The organism is Escherichia sp. WS2035 (assembly GCF_046487065.1).
Lineage (GTDB): Bacteria > Pseudomonadota > Gammaproteobacteria > Enterobacterales > Enterobacteriaceae > Escherichia > Escherichia coli.
Genome location: NZ_JBJQKD010000001.1, coordinates 800,105 through 826,218, shown reverse-complemented (window position 1 = coordinate 826,218; position 26,114 = coordinate 800,105). Strand labels below are relative to the sequence as shown.

General features: G+C 51.7%; 28 protein-coding genes and 1 tRNA gene. 13 read left to right on the top strand and 16 right to left on the bottom strand.

Annotation, left to right across the window (positions count from 1 at the left end; genetic code table 11):
- Positions 1 to 3: 3 nt before the first annotated feature.
- Entirely contained in the window at positions 4 to 216 is a 213-nt protein-coding gene (gene cspG / locus ACJHX4_RS04015) for a cold shock protein CspG (protein WP_000066490.1), read from the bottom strand.
- 285 nt (positions 217 to 501) lie between these two features.
- On the opposite strand from cspG, the gene cspH reads away from it, so the two are divergent.
- A complete protein-coding gene (gene cspH, locus ACJHX4_RS04010) occupies positions 502 to 714 on the top strand; it encodes a cold shock-like protein CspH (protein WP_000087763.1) in 213 nt (70 codons plus the stop codon).
- Here the strand turns inward: cspH and appA are convergent.
- From appA to hyaA, 10 genes are all read right to left on the bottom strand, one after another.
- Entirely contained in the window at positions 702 to 2,012 is a 1,311-nt protein-coding gene (gene appA / locus ACJHX4_RS04005) for a bifunctional acid phosphatase/4-phytase (protein ID WP_410239906.1), read from the bottom strand. The two genes, cspH and appA, sit on opposite strands and share 13 nt — an antisense overlap.
- 79 nt (positions 2,013 to 2,091) lie before the next feature.
- Positions 2,092 to 2,184 (bottom strand): cytochrome bd-II oxidase subunit CbdX, encoded by a 93-nt coding sequence (cbdX, locus tag ACJHX4_RS04000; RefSeq protein ID WP_000270305.1) that lies wholly within the window; start codon positions 2,182 to 2,184, stop codon positions 2,092 to 2,094.
- Between the two features lie 12 nt (positions 2,185 to 2,196).
- Positions 2,197 to 3,333, bottom strand: coding sequence for a cytochrome d ubiquinol oxidase subunit II (gene appB, locus ACJHX4_RS03995; protein ID WP_000460803.1), 1,137 nt, complete (start codon positions 3,331 to 3,333; stop codon positions 2,197 to 2,199).
- 11 nt (positions 3,334 to 3,344) lie between these two features.
- On the bottom strand, positions 3,345 to 4,889 hold the full coding sequence (gene appC / locus ACJHX4_RS03990; RefSeq protein ID WP_000263563.1) for a cytochrome bd-II oxidase subunit 1: 1,545 nt from the start codon (positions 4,887 to 4,889) through the stop codon (positions 3,345 to 3,347).
- A 133-nt stretch (positions 4,890 to 5,022) separates the two neighbouring features.
- The gene (locus ACJHX4_RS03985; RefSeq protein ID WP_000004879.1) at positions 5,023 to 5,880 is read right to left on the bottom strand and encodes a hydrogenase expression/formation protein; all 858 of its coding nucleotides are present in this window, start codon (positions 5,878 to 5,880) and stop codon (positions 5,023 to 5,025) included.
- The gene (gene hyaE / locus ACJHX4_RS03980) at positions 5,877 to 6,275 is read right to left on the bottom strand and encodes a hydrogenase-1 operon protein HyaE (protein ID WP_000063960.1); all 399 of its coding nucleotides are present in this window, start codon (positions 6,273 to 6,275) and stop codon (positions 5,877 to 5,879) included. The genes ACJHX4_RS03985 and hyaE overlap by 4 nt, the downstream gene beginning before the upstream one ends.
- Complete coding sequence (gene hyaD, locus ACJHX4_RS03975) at positions 6,272 to 6,859, bottom strand: hydrogenase 1 maturation protease (RefSeq protein ID WP_000003638.1); 588 nt, start codon at positions 6,857 to 6,859, stop codon at positions 6,272 to 6,274. Before hyaD ends, hyaE begins: the two co-directional genes overlap by 4 nt.
- On the bottom strand, positions 6,856 to 7,563 hold the full coding sequence (gene hyaC, locus ACJHX4_RS03970) for a Ni/Fe-hydrogenase b-type cytochrome subunit (protein ID WP_410239905.1): 708 nt from the start codon (positions 7,561 to 7,563) through the stop codon (positions 6,856 to 6,858). Before hyaC ends, hyaD begins: the two co-directional genes overlap by 4 nt.
- A gap of 18 nt (positions 7,564 to 7,581) precedes the next feature.
- Positions 7,582 to 9,375 carry a Ni/Fe-hydrogenase large subunit gene (gene hyaB / locus ACJHX4_RS03965; RefSeq protein WP_000107362.1) on the bottom strand — a complete coding sequence of 598 codons (1,794 nt, stop codon included), beginning with the start codon at positions 9,373 to 9,375 and terminating at the stop codon, positions 7,582 to 7,584.
- Positions 9,372 to 10,490 (bottom strand): hydrogenase 1 small subunit, encoded by a 1,119-nt coding sequence (hyaA, locus tag ACJHX4_RS03960; RefSeq protein WP_001295940.1) that lies wholly within the window; start codon positions 10,488 to 10,490, stop codon positions 9,372 to 9,374. The genes hyaB and hyaA overlap by 4 nt, the downstream gene beginning before the upstream one ends.
- A gap of 427 nt (positions 10,491 to 10,917) precedes the next feature.
- Here hyaA and ACJHX4_RS03955 point away from each other — a divergent pair.
- The 3 genes from ACJHX4_RS03955 (at position 10,918) to tusE (ending at position 12,294) form a co-directional block, all read left to right on the top strand.
- Positions 10,918 to 11,005, top strand: a tRNA-Ser gene (locus ACJHX4_RS03955).
- Positions 11,006 to 11,213: 208 nt separating this feature from the next.
- Positions 11,214 to 11,873 carry an FtsH protease modulator YccA gene (yccA, locus tag ACJHX4_RS03950; RefSeq protein WP_247773227.1) on the top strand — a complete coding sequence of 220 codons (660 nt, stop codon included), beginning with the start codon at positions 11,214 to 11,216 and terminating at the stop codon, positions 11,871 to 11,873.
- A 91-nt stretch (positions 11,874 to 11,964) separates the two neighbouring features.
- The gene (gene tusE / locus ACJHX4_RS03945) at positions 11,965 to 12,294 is read left to right on the top strand and encodes a sulfurtransferase TusE (protein WP_000904443.1); all 330 of its coding nucleotides are present in this window, start codon (positions 11,965 to 11,967) and stop codon (positions 12,292 to 12,294) included.
- Here tusE and yccX read toward each other — a convergent pair.
- Positions 12,291 to 12,569, bottom strand: coding sequence for an acylphosphatase (gene yccX, locus ACJHX4_RS03940; RefSeq protein ID WP_000048236.1), 279 nt, complete (start codon positions 12,567 to 12,569; stop codon positions 12,291 to 12,293). The genes tusE and yccX overlap by 4 nt on opposite strands.
- 94 nt (positions 12,570 to 12,663) lie before the next feature.
- Here yccX and rlmI point away from each other — a divergent pair, with 94 nt between their 5' ends.
- Positions 12,664 to 13,854, top strand: a complete 1,191-nt coding sequence (gene rlmI / locus ACJHX4_RS03935; RefSeq protein WP_000116318.1) for a 23S rRNA (cytosine(1962)-C(5))-methyltransferase RlmI — start codon at positions 12,664 to 12,666, stop codon at positions 13,852 to 13,854.
- Positions 13,855 to 13,911: 57 nt separating this feature from the next.
- Complete coding sequence (gene hspQ, locus ACJHX4_RS03930; protein WP_001295356.1) at positions 13,912 to 14,229, top strand: heat shock protein HspQ; 318 nt, start codon at positions 13,912 to 13,914, stop codon at positions 14,227 to 14,229.
- 44 nt (positions 14,230 to 14,273) lie between these two features.
- Here hspQ and ACJHX4_RS03925 read toward each other — a convergent pair whose 3' ends face one another.
- Positions 14,274 to 14,687, bottom strand: a complete 414-nt coding sequence (locus ACJHX4_RS03925; RefSeq protein WP_000665217.1) for a CoA-binding protein — start codon at positions 14,685 to 14,687, stop codon at positions 14,274 to 14,276.
- 172 nt (positions 14,688 to 14,859) lie between these two features.
- On the opposite strand from ACJHX4_RS03925, the gene ACJHX4_RS03920 reads away from it, so the two are divergent.
- Positions 14,860 to 15,522 carry a DUF2057 family protein gene (locus ACJHX4_RS03920; RefSeq protein ID WP_000847791.1) on the top strand — a complete coding sequence of 221 codons (663 nt, stop codon included), beginning with the start codon at positions 14,860 to 14,862 and terminating at the stop codon, positions 15,520 to 15,522.
- A gap of 95 nt (positions 15,523 to 15,617) precedes the next feature.
- On the top strand, positions 15,618 to 16,076 hold the full coding sequence (gene mgsA, locus ACJHX4_RS03915) for a methylglyoxal synthase (RefSeq protein WP_001295939.1): 459 nt from the start codon (positions 15,618 to 15,620) through the stop codon (positions 16,074 to 16,076).
- A gap of 31 nt (positions 16,077 to 16,107) precedes the next feature.
- On the opposite strand, the gene helD is transcribed toward mgsA, so the two are convergent.
- Positions 16,108 to 18,162 carry a DNA helicase IV gene (gene helD / locus ACJHX4_RS03910; RefSeq protein ID WP_001295938.1) on the bottom strand — a complete coding sequence of 685 codons (2,055 nt, stop codon included), beginning with the start codon at positions 18,160 to 18,162 and terminating at the stop codon, positions 16,108 to 16,110.
- A 122-nt stretch (positions 18,163 to 18,284) separates the two neighbouring features.
- On the opposite strand from helD, the gene ACJHX4_RS03905 reads away from it, so the two are divergent.
- Together ACJHX4_RS03905 and yccS are read left to right on the top strand one after the other, a co-directional pair.
- Positions 18,285 to 18,731, top strand: a complete 447-nt coding sequence (locus ACJHX4_RS03905) for a YccF domain-containing protein (protein ID WP_001261235.1) — start codon at positions 18,285 to 18,287, stop codon at positions 18,729 to 18,731.
- Positions 18,732 to 18,740: 9 nt separating this feature from the next.
- Positions 18,741 to 20,903 (top strand): YccS family putative transporter, encoded by a 2,163-nt coding sequence (gene yccS, locus ACJHX4_RS03900; protein WP_000875041.1) that lies wholly within the window; start codon positions 18,741 to 18,743, stop codon positions 20,901 to 20,903.
- Here yccS and sxy read toward each other — a convergent pair.
- Positions 20,866 to 21,495: a CRP-S regulon transcriptional coactivator Sxy gene (gene sxy, locus ACJHX4_RS03895; RefSeq protein ID WP_000839151.1), complete on the bottom strand. Its 630-nt coding sequence runs from the start codon at positions 21,493 to 21,495 to the stop codon at positions 20,866 to 20,868. The two genes, yccS and sxy, sit on opposite strands and share 38 nt — an antisense overlap.
- A 218-nt stretch (positions 21,496 to 21,713) precedes the next feature.
- On the opposite strand from sxy, the gene sulA reads away from it, so the two are divergent.
- A complete protein-coding gene (sulA, locus tag ACJHX4_RS03890) occupies positions 21,714 to 22,223 on the top strand; it encodes an SOS-induced cell division inhibitor SulA (RefSeq protein ID WP_000288707.1) in 510 nt (169 codons plus the stop codon).
- A gap of 355 nt (positions 22,224 to 22,578) precedes the next feature.
- Positions 22,579 to 23,631: a porin OmpA gene (gene ompA / locus ACJHX4_RS03885; protein WP_001346420.1), complete on the top strand. Its 1,053-nt coding sequence runs from the start codon at positions 22,579 to 22,581 to the stop codon at positions 23,629 to 23,631.
- Positions 23,632 to 23,706: 75 nt separating this feature from the next.
- Here ompA and matP read toward each other — a convergent pair whose 3' ends face one another.
- A complete protein-coding gene (matP, locus tag ACJHX4_RS03880; protein WP_000877153.1) occupies positions 23,707 to 24,159 on the bottom strand; it encodes a macrodomain Ter protein MatP in 453 nt (150 codons plus the stop codon).
- Between the two features lie 185 nt (positions 24,160 to 24,344).
- Here matP and ACJHX4_RS03875 point away from each other — a divergent pair, with 185 nt between their 5' ends.
- On the top strand, positions 24,345 to 26,105 hold the full coding sequence (locus tag ACJHX4_RS03875; RefSeq protein ID WP_000156502.1) for a Lon protease family protein: 1,761 nt from the start codon (positions 24,345 to 24,347) through the stop codon (positions 26,103 to 26,105).
- Positions 26,106 to 26,114 lie beyond the last annotated feature (9 nt).

The following is a 26,114-nucleotide window of genomic DNA, read 5'->3' as shown; positions in this document are numbered from 1 at the left end:
ACCTTAGAGCGTAACAACGTTCGCTGCCGCGGGACCACGTTGCCCCTGCTCAATAGAAAATTCAACTTTCTGATTTTCGTTCAGCGTGCGGAATTCATTGCTCTGGATGGCAGTGAAATGGACGAAAACGTCTTTGCTGCCATCATCAGGAGTGATAAAGCCAAAACCTTTATCTGCGTTAAACCATTTTACTAAACCAGTCATTTTATTAGACATATTTTACTTCCTTCATTTTGGGCCTTTCGGCAAACAGGGCTTTAATACAGAAACTACTTAGTGTTCAGGAGAGAGACTCAAAAGAAGGGGATAATGCCTGATAATGAGAACTGCTTTAGTAAACTACTTTGTATGCTGTCTGTCTTTCAAACCGACGCAGCTATTAACGCATGATAATTGAGATTAAGCAAATTTTATTTTAGCCGTCCGGCGGTCTTAAATATCGCTGGCTTTATTTTATTAACCCCGTATAGTGCAGCGCAGTATTTTCAGTAAGGAATTTGTTTGTCCCGTAAAATGACAGGAATTGTCAAAACCTTTGATCGCAAAAGCGGCAAAGGATTCATTATCCCCTCCGACGGTCGTAAAGAAGTCCAGGTCCATATTTCCGCATTCACTCCCCGCGACGCAGAAGTGCTTATACCAGGATTACGCGTGGAATTTTGCCGCGTAAATGGCCTGCGTGGACCAACAGCGGCAAATGTTTATTTGTCTTGATGGAGAGCGCACGCTGGTATGCGTACTTCATTCACGATTTGCGTAAAACCGGCCAACGAACACATGCCCTGCGCATTTCGCTCTTCACATCCTGCCAGGGTCAGTTTCACCTCTCCGGGCGGCGTATTTAATGACAGCGGCGTTTTATCACGCATCTGCTGTAAAGTCTGGAAGACCAGCGAAACCTGAATCCACTGGCTGTTATCGCTGAGCCGACGCCAGCGTTCAAACACCAGTTCACCCCCTGGCGGCGTGTTATCCGGCTGACCTGGAAGCGTCCAGTTGAGCTCCAGTGCGCCGCCGAGATTTGCCAGATTAGTATCGTGTCCGGCGATAAACAGCACTGAAGTGGGTAATGTCACACCATACACCTGTTTTTGCGGTGGATGGGGCGCCAACGCTGTCATGATCAAATCCAATAACGGGGTGGCGCGACTGCGGGCAACCTCTGGTGTGCGTTGCAGCAAATAAAACTGCGCGTTATGTAGACTTAGCAAGGTGTTCCACTGGTGTGAATCGGTGATCCTTCCCCACCCCGGCTCCGGCATTCCCTGTGCTTGTTGCAGGAGAAATATCTCCGTCAGCATTGATGCGAGGCTTACCGCACCGGTTAATGAGACATTGTCGGCGCTCACCTTGAGTTCCGATGGTAATGCCTGCGTTAATGAACAGCTTTCGTCCTGTTTCTCACGGTTAAGGCACAAGTTTGATTGCGGGAAATTAAGCACCCGTTCCAGTTCGCGAAACGCCGTTTGCCGATGCCCGGTAAAGTCAGCAATTGACCCTCCTGCCCTACTGAGGATCGCGTCAGTCACGTTCGCGTTATCCAGTTGGCAAACGCCAGTTTTTAGAGGATTAAATAACGGATCGGGACTGGACGTATCTGCCTGGGTATGTACGGTTATTGCACAGTCAGGTGCCAGCCCGGCGGCGAAGGCTTCGCCTGTTTTACGGGTACGTTCGTCGACATCAGCAATAATCGCGACCTGACCTGGCTGCGGGCAGCCCTCTTTTGCCAGCAATCCGTCGGCCACCAGACGCTGGCGTTGGTAATGTCCGAGATAAGCGATTAGCTCACCACCGCGCGGTGTCAGCCAACCCAGTTTTACCGGCCAGGTTTGCCATGCGTCAGGGGTGACATCCTGCATCAGTTGCGTGGCCTTGGTTGGTGCACGCACACCGTGACGACTGACAATCACCACACTTTCCAGCTTCAGCTCCGGCTCACTCTGAGCGAATGCAGATTTCGGTGTTAACGGAATCAGAAGAGATAAGAATGGGATCAAGATCGCTTTCATCGATATGTTTCCGCTTTTCATATCCGACATTATTGATTGCCTGATGCGACGCTAATGCGCCTCATCAGGCTTACCTTCGTTAACTTTTCAGACGCGGGTCCAGCCATACCAACACAAGGGTGGAGAGCGAACACATCAACAAAATGCCGACGAACCAAAGTAAATACCACATTGTTCCTGCTCCTTAGTACAGCTCGTTTTCGTTACGGCGGAGAGTTTCTGTCGTCATGCGCCCCCACATTTTGTAGTAGCTCCAGAGAGTGTAGAGCAACACAATGGGCAAAAATATCAGCACGATTACCAACATAATGCTCAGCGTCAGCTGACTGGAAGTGCTGTCCCACAACGTCAGGCTGGAGATCGGACTCACGCTTGACGGCATGACAAAGGGGAACAGCGTGATGCCTGCCGTGAAAATCACGCCAAATTGCATCAATGACGCCATCAAAAATCCCCAACCCGGGCGACCACGATAAATCGCCATCACCGTCAGCAATGGGCAGAAGAACCCCAGCAGCGGGAAGATCCACAAAACGGGCGATTCGACGAAATTATTCATCCAGGCACCAGGTAGCACTGCCACCAGTTTCATTAATGGATTGGAAGGACCGTTAGCATCCTGGGCGAGCAGCACAAAGCCATCAATACCAACCCACAGCCAGTAACCCGCCAGCAAAAAGCACAGCATCACCAGTAGTGCGGCGCGTTTGGTCGCCAGCTGTGAACGCAGATGAATCACACCAACAGTTTTCAGTTGTAACCAGACGCCACCTTGCAAAATCACCATCCCAAGACTGAGCAATCCACACAATAAAGGGAATGGCGTCAGCAGTTGCCAGAAGCTGCCGAGATATTCCACGCGTAATTGCGGTGTGAAAGCAAACGGCACGCCGAGCAGCAAGTTGCCGAATGCAATACCGAAGACTACCGGCGGCACCAGACTGCCGATGACCAGTCCGGCATCCCACATTTTACGCCAGCGTGCATCGGCGATTTTTCCGCGATAATCAAAGGCCAGCGGGCGGAAGAACAGCGAGCACAGCACCAGAATCATCGCCACATAAAAGCCGGAAAACGCCGCTGCATACACTCTGGGCCAGGCGGCAAATAATGCCCCACCTGCGAGGATCAACCAGACCTGATTGCCTTCCCAGTGCGCGCCAACGCTGTTTATCACTATCCGACGTTCATCATCATTACGCGCCACCAGCGGCAGCAGACAGCCGATCCCCATGTCAAATCCGTCGGAGATCATAAAGACCACCAGGATCACGCCAATCAGCAGCCACCAGATGAAACGCAATGTTTCATAATCAAACATGATTTTCTCCTTTACCCCTGTTGCTGCGTCGGTTGTTCACTCTGCATCGCGCTCGGCCCCAGACGGGCATATTTCTGCATCAGGTAGACTTCGGCGATTAAGAACAGGGTGTAAAGCCCTACGATCATGATCAGTGAGAAAGCCAGTTGTCCTGTGGTTAAGGCGGAGTGCGCGGAGTATGTCGGTAAGATGTCCTGTATCGCCCACGGCTGACGACCAAACTCGGTCATAAACCATCCGGCTTCAATCGCAATCCACGGCAGCGGCAAACTCCAGAGCGCCATTTTCAGCACCCAGCGATGCTGGTCGATTTTGCCACGCAGCGTCTGGACAAGCGCAATCAGCATCACCAGTAGCAGCAGGGAACCACAGCCCACCATGATGCGGAAACTCCAGAATACCGGCGCAACCTGAGGTATCGCGCCACGCATCGCCGCCTGGTACTGTGCGGCTGTGACATGATTCATATCCGGCGCATAGCGGGAGAGCAACATGCCGTAACCCAGGTCGCCTTCCAGCTCCCGGAATGCCTGCAACACATGCGGCTCACGATTGCCTTGCGATATTTCCTGCATTAACAGCCAGGCCATACGTCCACGTTGCAAGCGAGGGTAGGTTTCAGCCATCAAATTCTTCAGACCCGGCACGGGTTTATCTAATGAGTGAGTGGCGAGGATCCCTAGCAGCGCGGGAATTTTGATGGCAAAGGCGTTACGCTCTTGATCCTGTTCCGGCCAGGCAACCACATGGAACGGTGCAGGTGCAGGTTCTGTTTGCCACTCCCCTTCCATCGCCGCCAGTTTTACCGGTTGTACTTGCGCGACTTCATACGCAGAACTGTCTCCGAGTTGCAGCGTACCGATAATCGCCAGAGTACCGAAGACGGAACCGATGGCAAACGAGCGTAATGCGACATCGCGCTCCCGTCCGCGCAGTAAATACCAGGCGCTGATCGCCATAATAAACATAGCCCCGGTCACGTATCCCGCCATTACGGTGTGCACAAATTTCACCTGGCTGACCGGGTTAAAGACCAGCTCGCTGAAACTGGTCATCTCCATACGCAGGGTGTCGATATCAAAATGCGCACCAGTCGGGTATTGCATCCAACCGTTGGCATTCAATATCCACAACGCAGAGAGATTTGAACCGAACGCCACCAGCCACGTCACCAGCAGGTGCTGGTATTTATTCAGCCGTTGCCAGCCGAAGAAGAACAGCCCGACAAAGGTGGATTCGAGGAAGAAGGCCATTAATGCTTCCATCGCCAGTGGTGCGCCAAAAATATCGCCCACATAGTTGGAATAGAATGACCAGTTAGTACCAAACTGAAACTCCATCGTCAGGCCGGTAGCCACGCCAAGAGCAAAGTTGATACCGAAGAGCTTACCCCAGAAGCGCGTCATATCGCGGTAGATTGTTTTGCCGGTGACCACGTAAATGGTTTCCATGATAGCCAGCAAAAAAATCAGCCCCAGGGTAAGGGGTACAAATAAAAAGTGATACAGCGCGGTCAGAGCAAACTGCCAGCGCGATAAATCAATGACATCCCACATGCGCACTCCTGTAGGCGAAGAGAGAAAAATAACCCGTTAATGGTAGATCTCCCTCTTTATCCTGAAACTCTACGACCAGAGGTATTCGCCGATTGCGATATTCATAAGCCTGAAAGCGATACTTACCGTCTTTTTACGTCGGTGCACCTTCCGCCAGCCACTGGCATACCTCGCTAAGCCGCTGCGCAGAGTCGACCAAATCTTCTGGCGCTGCCAGCACCACTTCCGGTATTGGGCAGATTTCATAACTTTCCAGTAACGGGCCTTTTAAGGTGTCCGTACAGCGTAAATGCCAGACATGGCGTAACCCCGTGGCGTTGATATAGCTCTCGCCATAGCCAATGGTACGAATCTGAATATTTCCCGGCCCACAGAGACGTGAGAGAAAAAGCCGGTCAGCTTCGCTGATGGGTAATTGCGTCAGATTAATGCTGTGCGGCTGTGCGTCGGGGTTACGTACATGTGCCAGTAATTCATGGGCCAACGGTAGGCCATTCATCAGGCCATCAATGGGCGGCGGTAACAGCGAATCTGTCGGCAAGACGTTTTGCGTTGCCGCCTGCCACAACGCCAGCGGTGCGCAGCCAGCCTCCAGTTTGTCTTCCAGCAACTGTTCGCCGTGACGTCTGCGTACCCGCCATAATCCGCAGAAGATCGCCTCCTGAATTTCACTTTCACTACCATCAGCCTGCTGAATGCGCACTGACACTTCCCCTTCCCCGAGAAGCGTATTGATAAAGTGACGATCGTCGGCGTTGAGATTTAACAGATCGACTGCCAGTACCTCGCCCAACGGCGGCTGGCGTTCGCTTAGTTGATGTTGTAACTCGTTTAACAGCGCAATCACCTGCGGGCTGTGAGCACATTGCTCCAGGGCCGCCATACTCGGTTCATCATTCACCTGACAGGTGATCGGCAGTGGATTCATGCTGAAACTGTCATCGTTCAGTTGCGTTCCTGGCCCCAGCAGATGGAAAAAAGTTTCGCTCATGAGGCACGCTCCTGCTGCGGTTCGACAAGTCCGCGCATCAGGTTTATCAGTTCCGCCCACGGGTGAATACCATTCAGCACGCCGCGATAGTTTCCGCAGGTAAATACTAATGTGGCGGGAAAGCGAAAGACGCCAAAGCGATCGCCGATGGCTTCGCTCTGCTCAAGGTCAGCAATCGCTACCTGCCATGTATAATCGGGAAACTCGCGCAATAATTCGCCAATCATTACCGGATTATCGCTGACCTCTGGCGTGCGTTTCGGATCGCTGCTTAATAACACCACGCCGTCTGGCGCTTGCGTAAGCCAGTCGTCAAGACGGGATTCACTGATCGGCGTCCAGCCGCGCGCCAGCATTCGTTGCCACAACGCATCAAATGGCGTGTCGTTGCTCATCCCTGCTCCTCCAGTGTCATCCGGTACTGGCGCAAACGAATGCCTTCGTAATTTTCCATCGACAGACAGTCATAATTGAGACAGCGCGATTCATTAGCCGGTTGCGGCACAATTCCCCACGCAGCCAGCTGCGCCAGCGCCGCCTGTTCCGCGGCGGGCAGTTGCTCCCGCGCCAGTTCGCTCAGGCTGCCGCCGTAGTCGTCGAGCATTGCGGGTTGCAGACCGACGAGGGCAATATGTGCTGGCAGATGTCCGCGGATATCTGCCAGCGCCAGCACTTCGGAGAAACTGTTCTGGTGCAGGCTCATTTTCTTCGCGCTGAGATAAGCCGGAATGCGTTCTCCGGCATACGTTCGTAGCGTTCCGGGTTCCAGCCCGTAATCAATGGCATCGAGAATCAACAGATGACTGGCGCTTTCGACATACCCCAGCAAGTTCAGTCCTTGGGTGCCGCCATCGACAATCTCCACATCCTCGGGCCAGTGGTAATGGGCATACAGCCGTTCCGCCACCCGCACGCCGAAGCCTTCATCGGCCCACAGCAGGTTGCCCAGCCCCATTACCACCACGCGTTGCTCGCTCATGAACGCTCCTTGTTACTTATTTTGCCAAATTTGTGGCTACGGTAGCCGTTGACCATAGTGGAGATCACCGTGTCGTCGGACATGATGTCTTCACGCAGCGCCATGTAGACATGGCCGATCACAAATGCGCCAATCAGCCACATCCCCAGCCGATGCCAGCTGTGAATGTCCATTGAGTTGCCGCCCGTCCAGTAGAAAAATTCCACCACATAACGGAACGGCGCAAAAATAGCGTACTGGCTGTGTTCGCTGTACAGCGCAAAGCCGGTGATGATCATAAAAACTGACATCAGGAAATAGCCGAACATCGCCGCCTGGGCGATGGGGTTATGGCCTATATCGGCACTCGGACGTTTTGCCAGAAACAGATACCAGCGGATTTCATACCACACGCCCTGCCACCAGCTTTTACGCCATACCGGCACGATAAACAGCTCGCGGGAGTAACGATTGCCAACAAAAGCCCAGTAGATCCGCATCAGCAAAACCACGGTAAAAATCATCCCGGCGCTGAAGTGAATTAACCTGATGTAGCCCATATAGAACAGATATGTCGCCTCGCCGCTGACGGAAGGTAGCGGCTTGCCGACAAAGTAACCGGTGACCATCAACACCGCCATGCATAACACTGTCAGCCAGTGCCATATCCGCACGGGTGCTTCAAAGACATAGTGACTGACAACGTTGTCGCTTTTCTGTTGCATGATGATTCTCCTTCGCTGTTAACGCACCTGCACGGAGATAAGCTCGCTACCGTCGTCGCCCAGCACGTGTGTTGAACAGGCGAGGCACGGGTCAAAGCTGTGCAGAGTACGCAGGATCTCCAGCGGTTGCTCGGGGATCGCCATTTTGGTGTTCATCAGCGCCGCTTCATAAGCGCCAATCTGCCCTTTGGGATCGCGCGGGCTGGCGTTCCAGGTGGTCGGCACCACGCACTGATAGAGATCAATCTTGCCATCGCGAATGGCAGCCCAGTGGCCTAACGCCCCGCGCGGCGCTTCGGTAAAACCGACACCACGGCACTCTGTCGGCCAGGTTGCTGGTTCCCATTTTTCCGTGGAAGCGGTGGCAAGATTGCCGTTTTTCAGGTTGGTCATCAGTTTATCGAAGAAATACTGCAACTTACCTGCGGCCCACTGCGCTTCGTGCGCGCGACACAAAATGCGGCCCAACGTTGACTGGATGCCGGAAAGCGGCAGTTTCAACGCCGACATCATACGATCGACCGACTCAACGGTCGCAGCATCGCCTTTGTGATAAGCGATTAACGTGCGTGCCAGCGGCCCCACTTCCATCGCGTTACCGCGCCAGCGTGGCGCTTTGATCCACGAGTAGCGTTCCTGTTCATTCAGCTGCTGAATGTTGGTATCGCTGCCTTTGACATCGCCGGGGTTGTACCACGGGTCGGTAATGCCATCGAACGGATGACGCCCAACCTGATCGTTGGGATAACGATACCAGGCATGGTCAACAAACTCCTGCACCTGCTGCGGATCAACTAAATCCACTGGCAGTACATTGTTGAAGTCGCCGTTAATCACCGCGCCGCCAGGCATCAGCAGACTTTTCTCGCCAAAGTCGTTGGCGATATCAGGGAACGCGCCGTAACTGAGGACGCATTTATCAGAAAGCCCCGTGCCGATTTCGCTCCACGGTTTGTTGAACTGACCGATGGCTAAGGCGTCGGGGATCATCACGTTGTTAATGAAATCCGCCGTGCGGGTGATAATCAACTGCACCAGGTTCAGGCGTTCCATATTGACTGCCCCGACCGCGCCGCTTTCGTCAATGTTAATGGCGCAAGGCATCCCACCGACAATCCAGTTTGGATGCGGGTTTTTACCGCCAAAGACCGCGTGGATTTTGACAATTTCACGCTGGAAATCGAGAGCTTCGAGATAGTGGGCAAAGCCCATCAGGTTGGCTTCTGGCGGCAGTTTGTACTGCGGGTGCCCCCAGTAGCCATTGCGGAAGATCCCCAACTGGCCGCCTTCAACGAATTTCTTCAGGCGGTTTTGTACGTCGAAGAAATAGCCAGGGGATGATTTCGGCCATGAGGAGAGGCTTTGCGCCAGTTCGGAGGTTTTCCGCGGGTCGGCTTTCAGCGCATCTAACACATCGATCCAATCCATCCCGGCAAGCTGATAGAAGTGCACCAGATGATCGTGGCACCAGAGCGTTGCCAGCATAATGTTGCGGATGATATTGGCGTTGTCCGGCACTTTAATACCGATGGCATCTTCGATGGCGTAAACCGAAGCCAGGGCGTGTACGCCAGTACAGACGCCGCAGATACGTTCAACGAACGCCCACGCATCGCGCGGGTCACGCCCTTGCAGAATGATCTCCAGCCCGCGAAACATGGTGCCGCAGGAGACGGCATTGGTGATCACATTCTGATCGTTAATATTCACTTCGCAGCGCATGTGGCCTTCAATGCGCGTAATCGGGTCGACCACCAGGCGGCGTCCGGCATTGTTGATGGTGTATCCCTGAGTTTCGTACTGAGTGCTCATGCCTGTTTATCCTCATTGCCTGGCTGATGTTCGGTTTCTGTAGGTTGCTGGTTATGACGTCTGCGCTGGTCAACGGCGCTGGCGACTGCGTGCACACCAACAGCCGCTGCCACCACGCCAAGCGCGGTTAAACCGACGGTGTCGGCGGTGGAATGGGTACCCATTTGTGGAATATCGACCACGCGGCTGTAGAACGAACCGCGATCCCAGAAACCATTTTCCGCACAACCCAGGCAGCCGTGACCTGACTGGATCGGGAAGGAAACGCCATCGTTCCAGCGTGTGGAGGAACAGGCGTTATAGGTGGTAGGCCCTTTGCAGCCCATTTTGTACAGGCAGTAACCTTTGCGGGCAGCGTCATCATCCCAACTCTGGACGAACTCTCCGGCGTCGAAGTGAGCGCGGCGATAGCATTTATCGTGGATACGCTGACCATAAAACATCAGTGGACGGCCCATTCTGTCGACATCCGGCAGACGATCAAACGTCACCATGTAAGTAATGATGGCGCTCATCACATCCGGGATCGGCGGGCAGCCAGGTACTTTGATAATGGGTTTGTCGGTGATGACTTTGTCGATAGGCGTTGCCTGCGTCGGATTAGGTCGCGCGGCCTGAACGCAGCCCCAGGACGCGCAGGTTCCCCAGGCGATAATCGCACTGGCTCCAGCGGCGGCACGCTTGAGTTTCTCAATAAACGGTCGTCCGCTGCTGATACAGAACATCCCCTGCTCGCCCAGCGGCGGATTACCTTCTACTGCGAGGATATATTTGCCATTGTATTGCGCGATGATGTCTTCAAAGACTTCTTCCGCCTGGGTTCCGGCGGCAGCCATCAAAGTATCGTCGTAATCGAGGGAAATCAGGGAAAGGATGACGTCCTTCGCCAGTGGGTGAGCGGAGCGGATAAAAGATTCGGTACAGCAGGTGCATTCCAGGCCGTGGATCCATACCACCGGAATGCGCGGTTTATTCTCCAGCGCCCAGGCAATCTTTGGTGCCATTCCCGCGCCTAATCCCAGCGACGTGGCAGCCAGACTACAATATTTGAGAAAGCTGCGCCGGGTAACGCCCTGACGCCGCATGGCCTGGTAAAATGTTTCCTCGTTATTCATATCGCACGTCTCTTCTCCTTGCGACACCGGCAGAACACCGGGCGCACATGGTCGGCAAGCGACGTCCCTGTAGCAAGGCAAACCATCGCTTCACGTGAGATGCTGAAAACGAAAGCTCATCCTTCTGCACTGGCGCACGTCGCCAGAAAGTATTGTTAATAAAGCGTAGTGAAACTTTTGCACAAAACAATACAAACTGTGTGGATTTATCTTTTAGCGATAAAAATGGACCTATTTTTCTTTTTGCCGGGTGGTGGGGATGTTTAGCCGGTTGCTAAACGAGTAAATAGAGAAGGAATTCATGGTGATGAAATGATCAATCTGCTGTTGTTTCACGCTATCAATGCACTTTTGGCTATTTTTCAGGCAAACAAACAAATTAGGGGTTTACACGCCGCATCGGGATGTTTATAGTGCGCGTCATTCCGGAAGTGTGGCCGAGCGGTTGAAGGCACCGGTCTTGAAAACCGGCGACCCGAAAGGGTTCCAGAGTTCGAATCTCTGCGCTTCCGCCAAATAAGATAAGGGGTTAGCTAAATGCTAACCCCTTTTTCTTTTGCCTGTCGAAATTCTCAGGGCGTTATATCACTGCCTAATGACCTGATAATCCGCTGTTAAACCTGTTCCAGATCAAATGCGTAAAGATGGGTAAAACTTCTGGGTGCCCTTACGCATTATCATTATGCTGCTTAATTAATTACATCTGTCATAGAGAGTGACTCAATGGATCGTATAGTTAGTTCTTCACATGACCGTACATCGCTGCTTAGCACCCATAAGGTGCTGCGTAATACCTATTTTCTGCTGAACCTGACGCTGGCCTTTTCGGCGATTACCGCAACTGCCAGTACGGTGCTGATGCTGCCATCTCCGGGTCTGATTCTGACGCTGGTGGGTATGTATGGTTTGATGTTCCTGACCTACAAAACGGCGAATAAGCCGACCGGGATTATCTCCGCATTCGCCTTTACCGGTTTTCTGGGTTATATCCTCGGACCAATTCTGAACACCTATCTGTCTGCCGGAATGGGTGACGTAATCGCTATGGCACTGGGCGGAACGGCGTTAGTGTTCTTCTGCTGCTCTGCGTATGTGCTGACCACCCGCAAAGATATGTCTTTCCTCGGCGGTATGCTGATGGCGGGTATTGTGGTGGTGCTGATTGGTATGGTTGCTAATATCTTCCTGCAACTGCCTGCTCTGCATCTGGCGATCAGCGCGGTCTTCATTCTGATCTCCTCTGGCGCTATCTTGTTTGAAACCAGCAACATCATTCATGGCGGTGAAACGAACTATATTCGTGCCACGGTTAGCCTGTATGTTTCGCTGTACAACATCTTCGTCAGCCTGCTGAGCATTCTGGGCTTCGCCAGCCGCGATTAATCTCGCCCAGGGTTACTTACCGAGCCTCGCTTTATGCGGGGCTTTGTTTTTTGTTACACTGCCGCCAGTCTGATTAAGGTAGTAAAGAATTATGCTGATCTTCGAAGGTAAAGAGATAGAAACGGATACCGAAGGCTATCTCAAAGAAAGCAGCCAGTGGAGTGAGCCGCTGGCGGTGGTGATTGCAGAAAACGAAGGGATTACTCTGTCGCCAGAACACTGGGAAGTGGTGCGTTTTGTGCGTGATTTCTATCTGGAATTCAATACTTCTCCGGCGATTCGTATGCTGGTAAAAGCGATGGCGAATAAATTTGGCGAAGAGAAAGGCAATAGCCGCTATCTGTACCGACTGTTCCCGAAAGGTCCGGCAAAGCAAGCCACCAAAATTGCTGGCCTGCCTAAACCGGTAAAATGCATTTAACGGATACGAAAATCCGTTAACTCCCCGGAGGGATGATGCGGCTCGCTGAGCACCCGTTCCACACGCGCAGAACGCGGGCCGCCACTTTTTAACCACTGCATTAATTTTTCCACCTGCCCTTCTTCACCGCAGGCAACCACTTCCACGCTGCCATCGTCAAGATTTTTAGCGTACCCGGTTAGTCCCAGTTTTTTCGCTTCGTACTGCGTGGTGTAGCGGAATCCTACGCCCTGAACTCGCCCGTAAACCCAGGCAATTATGCAGACTTTCGACATTGCTGCTCTCCTTATCCTTAATGGACGCGTTGCAAATCCATGGAAAACTCCGGACAATGACGCCCATTTCTTTGCATCGACAGAAAAGTAAATTATGAGTGTACGTTTAGTGTTAGCCAAAGGGCGCGAAAAATCATTACTTCGTCGCCATCCGTGGGTCTTTTCCGGGGCCGTTGCCCGCATGGAAGGTAAAGCCAGCCTCGGTGAAACCATCGATATTGTTGATCATCAGGGAAAATGGTTAGCACGCGGCGCTTATTCGCCAGCTTCGCAAATCCGGGCGCGCGTCTGGACGTTTGACCCGTCTGAGTCTATCGACATTGCTTTTTTTACCCGCCGTTTGCAGCAAGCACAAAAATGGCGTGACTGGCTGGCGCAAAAAGATGGCCTCGACAGCTATCGTTTAATCGCCGGTGAATCTGATGGCCTGCCGGGTATTACTATCGATCGTTTCGGTAATTTTCTGGTGCTGCAATTGCTGAGTGCTGGCGCAGAGTATCAGCGCGCGGCATTAATTAGCGCCCTGCAAACGTTGTACCCGGAATGTGCCATTTACGATCGCAGCGACGTCGCGGTACGTAAAAAAGAAGGGATGGAGCTGACTCAGGGCCCCATCACCGGCGAGTTGCCGCCTGCCCTGCTGCCGATTGAAGAACACGGCATGAAACTGCTGGTGGATATTCAGCACGGGCACAAAACGGGCTACTACCTGGACCAGCGTGACAGCCGCCTGGCTACCCGCCGCTACGTCGAAAATAAACGCGTACTTAACTGTTTCTCCTATACCGGTGGTTTCGCCGTATCGGCATTGATGGGCGGTTGCAGCCAGGTTGTCAGCGTTGATACCTCCCAGGAAGCGCTGGATATTGCACGGCAGAACGTTGAGCTGAACAAACTGGATCTGAGCAAGGCAGAGTTTGTCCGTGATGATGTCTTTAAATTGCTGCGTACTTATCGCGATCGCGGTGAAAAATTTGATGTTATCGTGATGGACCCGCCGAAGTTTGTTGAGAATAAAAGCCAGTTGATGGGCGCGTGCCGTGGCTATAAAGACATCAACATGCTGGCGATTCAGTTGCTGAATGAAGGCGGTGTTCTCCTGACTTTCTCCTGTTCCGGTCTGATGACCAGCGATTTATTTCAGAAAATCATCGCGGATGCCGCAATTGATGCCGGTCGTGATGTACAATTTATAGAGCAGTTCCGTCAGGCCGCCGATCATCCGGTGATCGCTACCTACCCGGAAGGGCTATATCTGAAAGGGTTTGCCTGTCGCGTCATGTAACTTGAAATGTGGAATTTTACCCTTATATCAAAGGTAAAGATTTCCCGGGAGGTGACTATGATTGCCAGCAAATTCGGTATCGGCCAGCAGGTCCGCCATTCCCTGTTAGGTTATCTCGGAGTGGTCGTGGATATCGACCCGGTTTACTCGCTCTCTGAACCGTCGCCTGATGAGCTGGCGGTGAATGACGAGCTTCGCGCCGCTCCGTGGTATCACGTGGTGATGGAGGATGATAACGGCCTACCGGTTCATACCTACCTGGCTGAAGCCCAGCTAAGTAGCGAATTGCAGGATGAACATCCTGAACAGCCATCCATGGATGAGCTGGCGCAGACCATCCGCAAACAACTCCAGGCGCCGCGTCTGCGTAACTAATTCTCATAAACATACCCGGAAGGTTTTCGCCTTCCGGGTATTTTTTATTTTGCCAGGCCCAGGCGAGGGATCTCAATAGCCGGGCAGCGATCCATCACCACATTTAACCCGGCATCCCGTGCCAGTACTGCCGCTTGCTCATTAATCACCCCCAGTTGCATCCAGAGGGTTTTCGCGCCAATGGCGATAGCTTCCTGCGCCACGCCCCACGCCGCTTCTGAATTACGGAAAACATCGACCATATCGACTTTTTCCGGAACGTCTGCCAGCGTGCCATACCCCTGCTGGCCCAGCAGTGTTTTGCCGGCAACTTTTGGCGAAACAGGAATGACGTGATACCCCTGGTCGAGTAGATATTTCATCACGCGATAGCTGGGACGATCGGGTTTGTCGCTTGCCCCCACCAGCGCAATGGTGTGAGTGGACGTTAAAATGCCTGCAATATCGGTTTCTTTCATTATTTCCTCCAGACTGTTTAACAAAGTGTACGACAAAGCCGACATGCCAACCATGCAGCTAATACGAATGAATGAGAGCAAAAGCGGGAAATATGTCTATATGTTAGTAAGTATGATTAAAGAAAAATTTTGACACATTATTATTCGGGCGGTCTTTTAACAGGAGCTATCTATGAAAACCGGCATCGTGACCACCTTGATTGCATTATGTTTGCCGGTATCCGTTTTTGCCACCACGCTGCGGCTTTCTACTGATGTCGATCTTCTGGTACTCGACGGTAAGAAGGTTTCCAGCTCTCTGCTGCGCGGTGCGGACAGCATTGAACTGGACAATGGACCGCATCAGTTAGTGTTTCGCGTTGAGAAGACGATTCATCTTTCCAATAGTGAAGAACGGCTCTATATCTCCCCTCCACTGGTGGTTAGTTTTAATACCCAGCTCATCAACCAGGTCAATTTTCGCCTGCCTCGCCTGGAGAATGAGCGGGAAGCTAACCATTTTGATGCCGCGCCGCGCCTTGAATTGTTGGATGGCGATGCGACGCCGATTCCGGTAAAGCTGGATATTCTCGCCATTACCTCAACGGCAAAAACGATTGATTATGAGGTCGAGGTTGAACGCTATAACAAATCCGCGAAACGCGCTTCACTACCGCAATTTGCCACGATGATGGCAGATGACAGTACGCTGCTTTCGGGTGTTTCCGAGCTGGATGCTATTCCACCGCAGTCTCAGGTGCTCACAGAACAACGGCTGAAGTATTGGTTTAAACTGGCTGACCCACAAACGCGAAATACTTTCCTGCAATGGGCGGAAAAACAACCATCCTCCTGAGATTTTTGTGCCTGTGCGCAGGCTTTTTCAGTCTTTATCTTGCAGCGATAAGTACTTACAGTAATCTGTAGGAAAGTTAACTACGGATGTACATTATGGAACTGACGACTCGCACTTTACCTTCGCGGAAACATATTGCGCTGGTGGCACACGATCACTGCAAACAAATGCTGATGAGCTGGGTGGAACGGCATCAACCGTTACTGGAACAACACGTACTGTATGCAACAGGCACTACCGGTAACTTAATTTCCCGCGCGACCGGCATGAACGTCAACGCGATGTTGAGTGGCCCAATGGGGGGTGACCAGCAGGTTGGCGCATTGATCTCAGAAGGGAAAATTGATGTATTGATTTTCTTCTGGGACCCACTAAATGCCGTGCCGCACGATCCTGACGTGAAAGCCTTGCTGCGTCTGGCAACGGTATGGAACATTCCGGTCGCCACCAACGTGGCAACGGCAGACTTCATTATCCAGTCACCGCATTTTAACGACGCGGTCGATATTCTGATCCCCGATTATCAGCGTTATCTCGCGGACCGTCTGAAGTAATATTGCACAGGTGGCAAACGCCACCTGTTTCTTACGGTTTTCTCGCCACCGGCACATCCAGATTTTTCAGTATTTCGACAAAAGGAGAGGGATTCTCTTTGTTAAACAGTGCCCATACCCGATGGCGTGCCCGGGTCAGCGCCACGTACATTAACCGCCGTTCTTCAGCGTCCGGGAAATCCTCAACCGGTGGCAGTAGCGCCTCTTCCATAATCGACTCCCGCGCCGCAGCCGGAAAACCATCACTCCCCTCCTGCAAGCCAACGATGATGACGTAATCCGCCTGTTGCCCTTTGCTGGCATGAATGGTCATAAAGTCGATTTGCAACTTCGGCCAGCGTGTTGCCGCTTTTTCCAGGCTGGCAGGCCTCATGTGATGGTAACGCGCCAGGATCAGAATGCGCTCTTCCGGTTTGGCATAACCAGAGAGCTTATCCAGCAAAGCGTCAAGTTGCCCCTCATCCAATAATGTGACGGCTTTTTTGTCTCCATTGGTTAAGCTGTTTAGCGGCTTTTTAAGCTGGCCTGGGTTCTGCTGAATAAACCTGTTTGCCACCTCACCGATACGACTGTTAAAACGGTAGGTCGTGTCTAAATCACAGCGATCACCTTCACCAAAGTTTTCATGGAAAGCCGTGGTGAGCGACATTTGCGCCCCGCTGAATCGGTAAATCGCCTGCCAGTCATCACCAACAGCGAACAACGTCGTTTGACTATTTTGCTTGCGTAATGCCGCTAACAACGCTGCACGCTGCGGCGAGATATCCTGAAATTCATCAACCAGAATATGCTTCCACGGGCTGATAAAGCGACCTTTCTCCAGAATCACAATCGCCTGGTGAATAAGGCCCGAAAAATCGACAGCGTTTTCTGCCTTCAGCGCACCTTTCCAGGCTTTTAATAACGGGGCCATCAACTTGATACGTTTACTGAACAGATCGCGAATCTCTTCGGGTGCACTGGCAATCATTTCTGCCTGTGCACCACCGTGCATCCGCATCAGACTTACCCAGCGATCGAGGCGAGAGGCAAGACGACGCTGTAATTTTTCATCATCCCAGAAATTACCTTCTGGCACTGACCACTGCATTTCTTCCGTCAGCCATTGCCGCCAGCCCTTCGCCTGCGCTTTCTTTTCGCTGCATTGCTTGCGCCACTCAGCAATAAAAAGTTCATGACGGGCAGCGGTATCATTTTCCAGTTTGCTGACTATCGGAACTTTTTTGCTGCCCTGCTGAATAATATGCAGCGCCAGCGCATGAAATGTGCGTGCGGTAATGTCTTCGGTATGTAGTCGTTCTCGAATACGCTCGTCCATCTCTTCAGCGGCTTTGCGACCAAACGCCAGCAATAAAATTTGCTCAGGGGACGCTTCACCACGCGCCAGCAACCAGCCTGCACGGGCCACCAGCACCGACGTTTTTCCGCTTCCTGCACCAGCCAGCACTAACAAAGAATGCTCGCCATTAACGACTGCCCGGGCCTGCGCCGGATTCAGCGGTGAAGACTCGACCTGGCGGAAAAAATCCGCATACTCGGTAAGCATGGCTTCGGTATACGCCTGATTATGCTGCAACCGAGCGCCTTCAATGTCTTTCAACCAGGCCTGACATTTACGCCACGCCTCACGGCAGTTATCGAATTCTTCCAGTCGGTTAACCGGCAATGGTAACGCCGACAAAGCCTGGCGGATTTGTTGCTGCATACCAGAGGTTTGCTCACGCGTCAGCCATTTATTTTCTCCGGTGCGCGTGGCAATCAAATCCAGTTGCTGACGTAAAACGCCAGACGCAATTTCGCTCATCTCGCCACTCCACCGCCGCCAGTGAGCATCAAGATGATGGTAAAAACGCTGCGTCTCGCCCCATTCGGTGCCGTGCAGACGCACCACTTTTTCGTCCGGCAGTACAAACTCCAGTTCGCCCCATACCAGACCGCGCTTACAGTGAATCGCCAGTAATTGATTGAAAGGAATAAGGTATTCGTGGCGATCGCCGGAGACTTTAATCCCGGCATTGAGGATCACCGCCCGATCGTAAGGGTGCTGTGCCAGACGTTTTCCAAGCGTTGTCGCTTTCAGTTCCATGACTCTGTAGATCCACACGAAATTATTTCTTATCAGTGTAACCGTCAGAGAAAACGTGCTCCAGCCCAAAAAAACGTTACAATTGCCGCCCATTACTGAAAACCACAGTAAAGCGAGGTTTTATGCGTACCGTTTTGAACATTCTGAACTTTGTGCTTGGCGGATTTGCCACCACTCTGGGCTGGCTGTTGGCGACTCTGGTCAGTATTGTGCTGATTTTTACCTTACCACTGACACGATCCTGCTGGGAGATCACTAAACTGTCTCTGGTGCCTTATGGCAATGAAGCTATTCATGTCGATGAACTGAACCCGGCTGGCAAAAATGTGCTGCTGAATACTGGCGGTACGGTATTGAATATTTTCTGGCTGATTTTCTTTGGCTGGTGGTTATGCCTGATGCACATTGCAACGGGCATCGCACAATGTATTTCCATCATTGGCATTCCTGTCGGTATTGCGAACTTTAAAATTGCCGCTATTGCACTATGGCCGGTCGGTCGTCGCGTGGTATCGGTAGAAACAGCGCAAGCTGCGCGCGAAGCCAATGCACGTCGTCGTTTTGAATAATCCACTAATATGGCCTTTATGCTAAGTCCTTTGCTCAAACGCTATACCTGGAACAGCGCCTGGCTGTATTACGCGCGTATTTTTATTGCGCTTTGTGGAACCACAGCGTTTCCGTGGTGGCTGGGTGATGTAAAACTGACGATTCCGCTGACGCTTGGGATGGTGGCAGCGGCGCTGACCGATCTCGATGACCGACTGGCGGGACGTTTGCGTAACCTCATCATTACGCTGTTCTGCTTTTTTATCGCCTCGGCCTCAGTAGAATTGCTGTTTCCCTGGCCCTGGCTATTTGCGATTGGCTTAACGCTCTCTACCAGCGGCTTCATTTTGCTCGGCGGTCTGGGTCAACGCTATGCAACAATTGCCTTCGGTGCATTGCTGATCGCCATTTACACTATGTTGGGAACATCACTGTATGAGCACTGGTATCAGCAGCCGATGTATCTTCTGGCCGGTGCCGTCTGGTACAACGTCCTGACACTTATTGGTCATCTGCTGTTCCCGGTCCGCCCGCTGCAGGACAACCTGGCGCGTTGCTATGAACAACTGGCGCGTTATCTTGAGCTCAAGTCGCGCATGTTTGATCCTGATATTGAAGATGAAAGCCAGGCACCGCTGTACGATTTGGCTCTCGCCAACGGTCAGCTGATGGCGACATTGAATCAGACGAAACTCTCGCTGCTGACCCGCTTACGTGGCGATCGTGGTCAACGGGGAACGCGTCGCACACTGCATTATTACTTTGTCGCGCAGGATATTCACGAGCGTGCCAGCTCTTCTCATATTCAATATCAAACATTGCGTGAACATTTTCGCCACAGCGACGTGCTGTTCCGTTTTCAGCGGCTGATGTCGATGCAGGGCCAGGCGTGCCAGCAACTGTCACGCTGTATTTTGCTGCGTCAGCCTTATCAACATGATCCGCATTTTGAGCGCGCTTTTACGCATATTGATGCTGCGCTGGAGCGGATGCGCGATAACGGCGCGCCTGCTGATTTACTCAAAACACTGGGATTTTTACTGAACAATTTACGTGCCATTGATGCCCAACTGGCAACAATTGAATCAGAACAGGCCCAGGCACTGCCCCATAATAATGACGAAAATGAGCTCGCTGATGACAGCCCGCACGGATTGAGTGATATCTGGCTGCGTCTTAGCCGTCACTTCACGCCGGAATCCGCCCTCTTCCGTCATGCGGTAAGAATGTCGCTGGTGTTGTGCTTCGGCTACGCCATCATTCAGATAACCGGAATGCATCACGGGTATTGGATCTTGCTGACAAGTTTGTTTGTCTGCCAGCCAAACTATAACGCCACGCGCCACCGCCTGAAGTTAAGGATTATTGGTACGCTGGTAGGTATCGCAATTGGTATTCCTGTGCTGTGGTTTGTGCCATCATTGGAAGGGCAGCTGGTGCTGCTGGTTATTACCGGCGTGCTCTTTTTTGCCTTCCGTAACGTGCAATACGCCCATGCAACGATGTTCATCACACTTTTGGTGCTACTGTGTTTCAACTTGCTGGGTGAAGGTTTTGAAGTGGCGTTACCTCGCGTAATCGATACGCTGATTGGTTGTGCCATTGCGTGGGCGGCAGTGAGCTACATCTGGCCTGACTGGAAGTTTCGCAATCTGCCGCGAATGCTCGAACGCGCCACAGAGGCCAACTGCCGGTATCTCGATGCCATACTGGAACAATACCATCAGGGGCGTGATAACCGTCTGGCGTATCGTATTGCCCGCCGCGATGCACACAACCGTGATGCTGAACTGGCGTCGGTGGTATCAAATATGTCCAGCGAACCGAACGTTACCCCGCAAATTCGCGAAGCCGCGTTTCGGTTGCTGTGCCTTAACCATACGTTTACCAGCTATATCTCAGCCCTCGGTGCTCACCGGGAGCAGTTAACTAATCCTGAAATTCTGGCGTTTCTTGATGACGCCGTTTGCTATGTTGATGACGCGCTACATCATCAACCTGCTGATGAAGAACGCGTCAATCAGGCATTAGCTGGCCTGAAACAGCGGATGCAGCAACTTGAACCACGGGCAGACAGCAAAGAACCTCTGGTCGTACAACAAGTTGGGTTATTGATTGCATTACTGCCAGAGATTGGTCGTCTGCAACGCCAGATTACTCAAGTTCCGCAGGAAACTCCTGTTTCGGCGTAAGAGAGTCAGCCCATTCTGCAAGCTCCTGGCGGCGTGCCACTGGGAGCGCAGCTTCATGAATGCCGATAATGGCCCCTTCAAGCATAAACAGAATCTTTTCTGTCACCAGACAGTTTTGCTGCCGCAGTCGCAACCAACACATTTTTGCCCCAAGTATACGTAACGCCCGTACATCCTTAATCCCCACCTCCCCGAGAATCGCTTCCAGATGAAAAGACATATTGGGCAAATCTTTCAGTCTTTCCCGGGTATTGCGCGTGCTTTTCTCTTTCAGCGCTGCATCGAGAGAATATTTCGACAGACGCACCAGCTTCAGTTGATTTCGCCATAGACTTTCATCAACTCGATAGTAATTGAGGGTAACGGATCGGCCACACTTTTTATATGTCAGCCAGACAGGCGGATGTTTTACACAGTACTGTGCACTTTGCTCACAAGCCCGAAGATACAACTCACCATCAGAAACCATCGCAAACACCGTGTCGTCAACGGTCAGGCTGTAACTACCAAACAATGATCGGTATTCAATTGTGCCCAACGTTGCCAGGTATTCTTGTGATTTATAGATCCGCTTATAGGAGAGGCTTTTCATAAAATTCCTTTTAAAATCATAACATAAAAGAATGATTCACATTAACGGATCCGTTAACTACGAAAATAGGCAACTTATTCTTAAGGGGCAAGATTAATTTATGTTTTCCCGCCACCAACGACAAAATTTGCGAGGCTCTTTCCGAAAATAGGGTTGATCTTTGTCGTCACTGGATGTACTGTACATTCATACAGTAACTCACAGGGGCTGGATTGATTATGTACACTTCAGGCTATGCACATCGTTCTTCGTCGTTCTCATCCGCAGCAAGTAAAATTGCGCGTGTCTCTACGGAAAACACTACAGCCGGGCTTATCAGTGAAGTTGTCTATCGCGAAGATCAGCCCATGATGACGCAACTTCTACTGTTGCCATTGTTACAGCAACTCGGTCAGCAATCACGCTGGCAACTCTGGTTAACACCGCAACAAAAACTGAGTCGCGAATGGGTTCAGGCATCTGGGCTACCCTTAACGAAAGTAATGCAGATTAGCCAGCTCTCCCCTTGCCACACCGTGGAGTCAATGGTTCGCGCTTTACGCACGGGCAATTACAGCGTGGTGATCGGTTGGTTGGCAGATGATTTGACTGCAGAAGAGCATGCTGAACTTGTTGATGCGGCAAATGAAGGTAACGCTATGGGGTTTATTATGCGTCCGGTAAGCGCATCCTCTCACGCAACGAGACAACTTTCCGGGCTAAAAATTCACTCTAATTTGTATCATTAAGTAAATTTAGGATTAATCCTGGAACTTTTTTTATCGCCCAGCCAATGCTTTCAGTCGTGACTAATTTTCCTTGCGGAGGCTTGTCTGAAGCGGTTTCCGCGATTTTCTTCTGTAAATTGTCGCTGACAAAAAAGATTAAACGTACCTTATACAAGACTTTTTTTTCATATGCCTGACGGAGTTCACACTTGTAAGTTTTCAACTACGTTGTAGACTTTACATCGCCAGGGGTGCTCGGCATAAGCCGAAGATATCGGTAGAGTTAATATTGAGCAGATCCCCGGTGAAGGATTTAACCGTGTTATCTCGTTGGAGATATTCATGGCGTATTTTGGATGATAACGAGGCGCAAAAAATGAAAAAGACAGCTATCGCGATTGCAGTGGCACTGGCTGGTTTCGCTACCGTAGCGCAGGCCGCTCCGAAAGATAACACCTGGTACACTGGTGCTAAACTGGGCTGGTCCCAGTACCATGACACTGGTTTTATTCCTAACAATGGTCCGACCCACGAAAACCAACTGGGTGCAGGTGCTTTTGGTGGTTACCAGGTTAACCCGTATGTTGGCTTTGAAATGGGTTACGACTGGTTAGGTCGTATGCCGTACAAAGGCGACAACATCAACGGCGCATACAAAGCTCAGGGCGTTCAGCTGACCGCTAAACTGGGTTACCCAATCACTGACGATCTGGACATCTACACTCGTCTGGGTGGTATGGTATGGCGTGCAGACACCAAGGCTAACGTACCTGGTGGCGCATCCTTTAAAGACCACGACACCGGCGTTTCTCCGGTCTTCGCTGGCGGTGTTGAGTATGCGATCACTCCCGAAATCGCTACCCGTCTGGAATACCAGTGGACCAACAACATCGGTGATGCACACACCATCGGCACTCGTCCGGACAACGGCATGCTGAGCCTGGGTGTTTCCTACCGTTTCGGTCAGGGCGAAGCAGCTCCAGTAGTTGCTCCGGCTCCAGCTCCGGCACCGGAAGTACAGACCAAGCACTTCACTCTGAAGTCTGACGTTCTGTTCACCTTCAACAAAGCAACCCTGAAACCGGAAGGTCAGGCTGCTCTGGATCAGCTGTACAGCCAGCTGAGCAACCTGGATCCGAAAGACGGTTCCGTAGTTGTTCTGGGTTACACTGACCGCATCGGTTCTGACGCTTATAACCAGGCTCTGTCCGAGCGTCGTGCTCAGTCCGTTGTTGATTACCTGATCTCTAAAGGTATCCCGGCAGACAAAATCTCCGCACGTGGTATGGGCGAATCCAACCCGGTTACTGGCAACACCTGTGACAACGTGAAACAGCGTGCTGCACTGATCGATTGCCTGGCTCCGGATCGTCGCGTAGAGATCGAAGTTAAAGGCATCAAAGACGTTGTAACTCAGCCGCAGGCTTAAGTTCTCGTCTGGTAAAAAACCCCGCTGCTGCGGGGTTTTTTTTCGCCTTGCGTAAATTGAACTGACTTTTGACAGTTATTCCTTACCCAGCAATGCCTGCAGATCCTGCTTCAAAGAAGACATTTTATTCGCGTATTTCTCTTTGTTTTCCGCATCTTCAATCAGCTGAACAATCGTTTCAGAAAGCGTTTTACCGCGACGCTGCGCAAGGCCAGCCAGACGTTGCCAGACGATAAATTCCAGATCGATCGATTTTTTGCGCGTATGCTGGTGTTCCGCATTAAAATGGCGCTTCCGTCTGGCCCGAATGGTCTGCTTCATGCGATTGACCAGTTCCGGATTCATATGCTTGTCAATCCAACCATTTACCAGCACGGGTTCATTTTCCAGCGAGAGCAACTCATCGACGGCTTCCTGGGCGGCACTGGCTTCTATGTAACGGGTGATTAACTCCCCTTCGCGGTGCTTCTTCACCAGATACTTCCATTTCCAACCGCTTTCAAGATTTTCAAGTTGTTGATATTTCATAGCGATCTCAATGTTACCGTGTAACTCTTTACAGAATATCAGCTTTTTAGGCCAGTGAAGAAAAGAATCTCCATCCTGTGAGCTTTAACGCCCATGCCAGGCGTATTGTCGTTGCTTTCTACGTGTGCTGCAGTGCCGGTTACGGTATAATCGCGGCTTTGACAACAGACTAAAAAACATCAACTTTGACCATTACGAAACTTGCATGGCGTGACCTGGTTCCTGATACCGATAGCTATCAGGAAATATTTGCTCAGCCACATTTGATTGACGAAAACGATCCTTTATTCAGTGATACTCAACCGCGACTGCAATTTGCGCTGGAGCAGTTGCTGCATACGCGAGCATCCTCCTCTTTTATGCTGGCGAAGGCCCCGGAAGAGTCTGAGTATCTGAATCTTATTGCTGATGCCGCGCGTACGCTACAAAGCGATGCAGGCCAACTGGTGGGCGGTCACTATGAGGTTTCCGGCCACACCATCCGCTTACGTCACGCAGTGAGTGCAGATGATAATTTTGCGACTTTAACGCAAGTTGTCGCTGCCGACTGGGTAGAAGCAGAGCAACTCTTTGGCTGCCTGCGTCAGTTTAATGGCGATATTACCCTGCAGCCTGGTCTGGTGCATCAGGCAAATGGCGGTATTCTCATCATCTCTTTGCGTACACTGCTGGCGCAACCTCTGCTGTGGATGCGGCTGAAAAATATCGTTAACCGCGAGCGTTTTGACTGGGTTGCGTTTGATGAGTCGCGCCCTCTCCCCGTCTCTGTGCCTTCGATGCCATTGAAGCTGAAAGTCATTCTGGTAGGCGAACGCGAATCATTGGCTGATTTCCAGGAGATGGAGCCAGAGCTTTCAGAGCAGGCTATTTATAGCGAATTTGAAGATACTCTGCAGATTGTCGATGCGGAGTCAGTAAGCCAGTGGTGTCGCTGGGTGACATTTACCGCCAGACATAATCACTTACCAGCACCGGGAGCGGATGCCTGGCCGGTACTTATCCGCGAAGCAGCACGCTACACTGGTGAACAAGAAACACTTCCGCTTAGCCCGCAGTGGATCCTCCGCCAGTGTCAAGAGGTCGCCTCCCTGTGTGATGGCGACACCTTCTCCGGCGAGCAGCTAAACTTAATGCTACAGCAGCGTGAATGGCGCGAAGGTTTCCTCGCTGAACGCATGCAGGATGAGATCCTTCAGGAGCAAATCCTGATTGAAACCGAAGGCGAACGCATCGGGCAAATTAACGCCCTTTCGGTCATTGAATTTCCGGGTCATCCACGCGCTTTTGGCGAACCTTCTCGCATTAGCTGCGTTGTGCATATTGGCGATGGTGAATTCACCGACATCGAACGCAAAGCGGAGCTTGGCGGCAATATCCATGCGAAAGGGATGATGATCATGCAAGCGTTCCTGATGTCGGAACTACAGCTTGAGCAACAGATCCCCTTCTCAGCATCGCTGACATTTGAGCAGTCATACAGTGAAGTGGATGGCGATAGTGCCTCGATGGCTGAACTCTGCGCTCTGATCAGCGCCCTCGCCGATGTGCCGGTGAATCAGAGTATCGCTATCACAGGTTCAGTCGATCAGTTCGGTCGCGCCCAGCCAGTCGGTGGTTTAAATGAGAAAATCGAAGGCTTCTTTGCTATTTGCCAGCAACGTGAGTTAACGGGGAAACAAGGTGTCATTATCCCCACTGCTAACGTTCGCCATTTAAGTCTTCACAGTGAACTGGTGAAAGCGGTAGAAGAAGGCAAATTCACCATCTGGGCAGTAGACGATGTGACTGACGCACTGCCGTTATTATTAAATCTGGTGTGGGATGGCGAAGGCCAGACGACGCTGATGCAAACCATCCAGGAACGTATCGCACAAGCATCGCAACAGGAAGGACGTCACCGTTTTCCATGGCCATTACGTTGGCTGAACTGGTTTATTCCGAACTGATCGGACTTG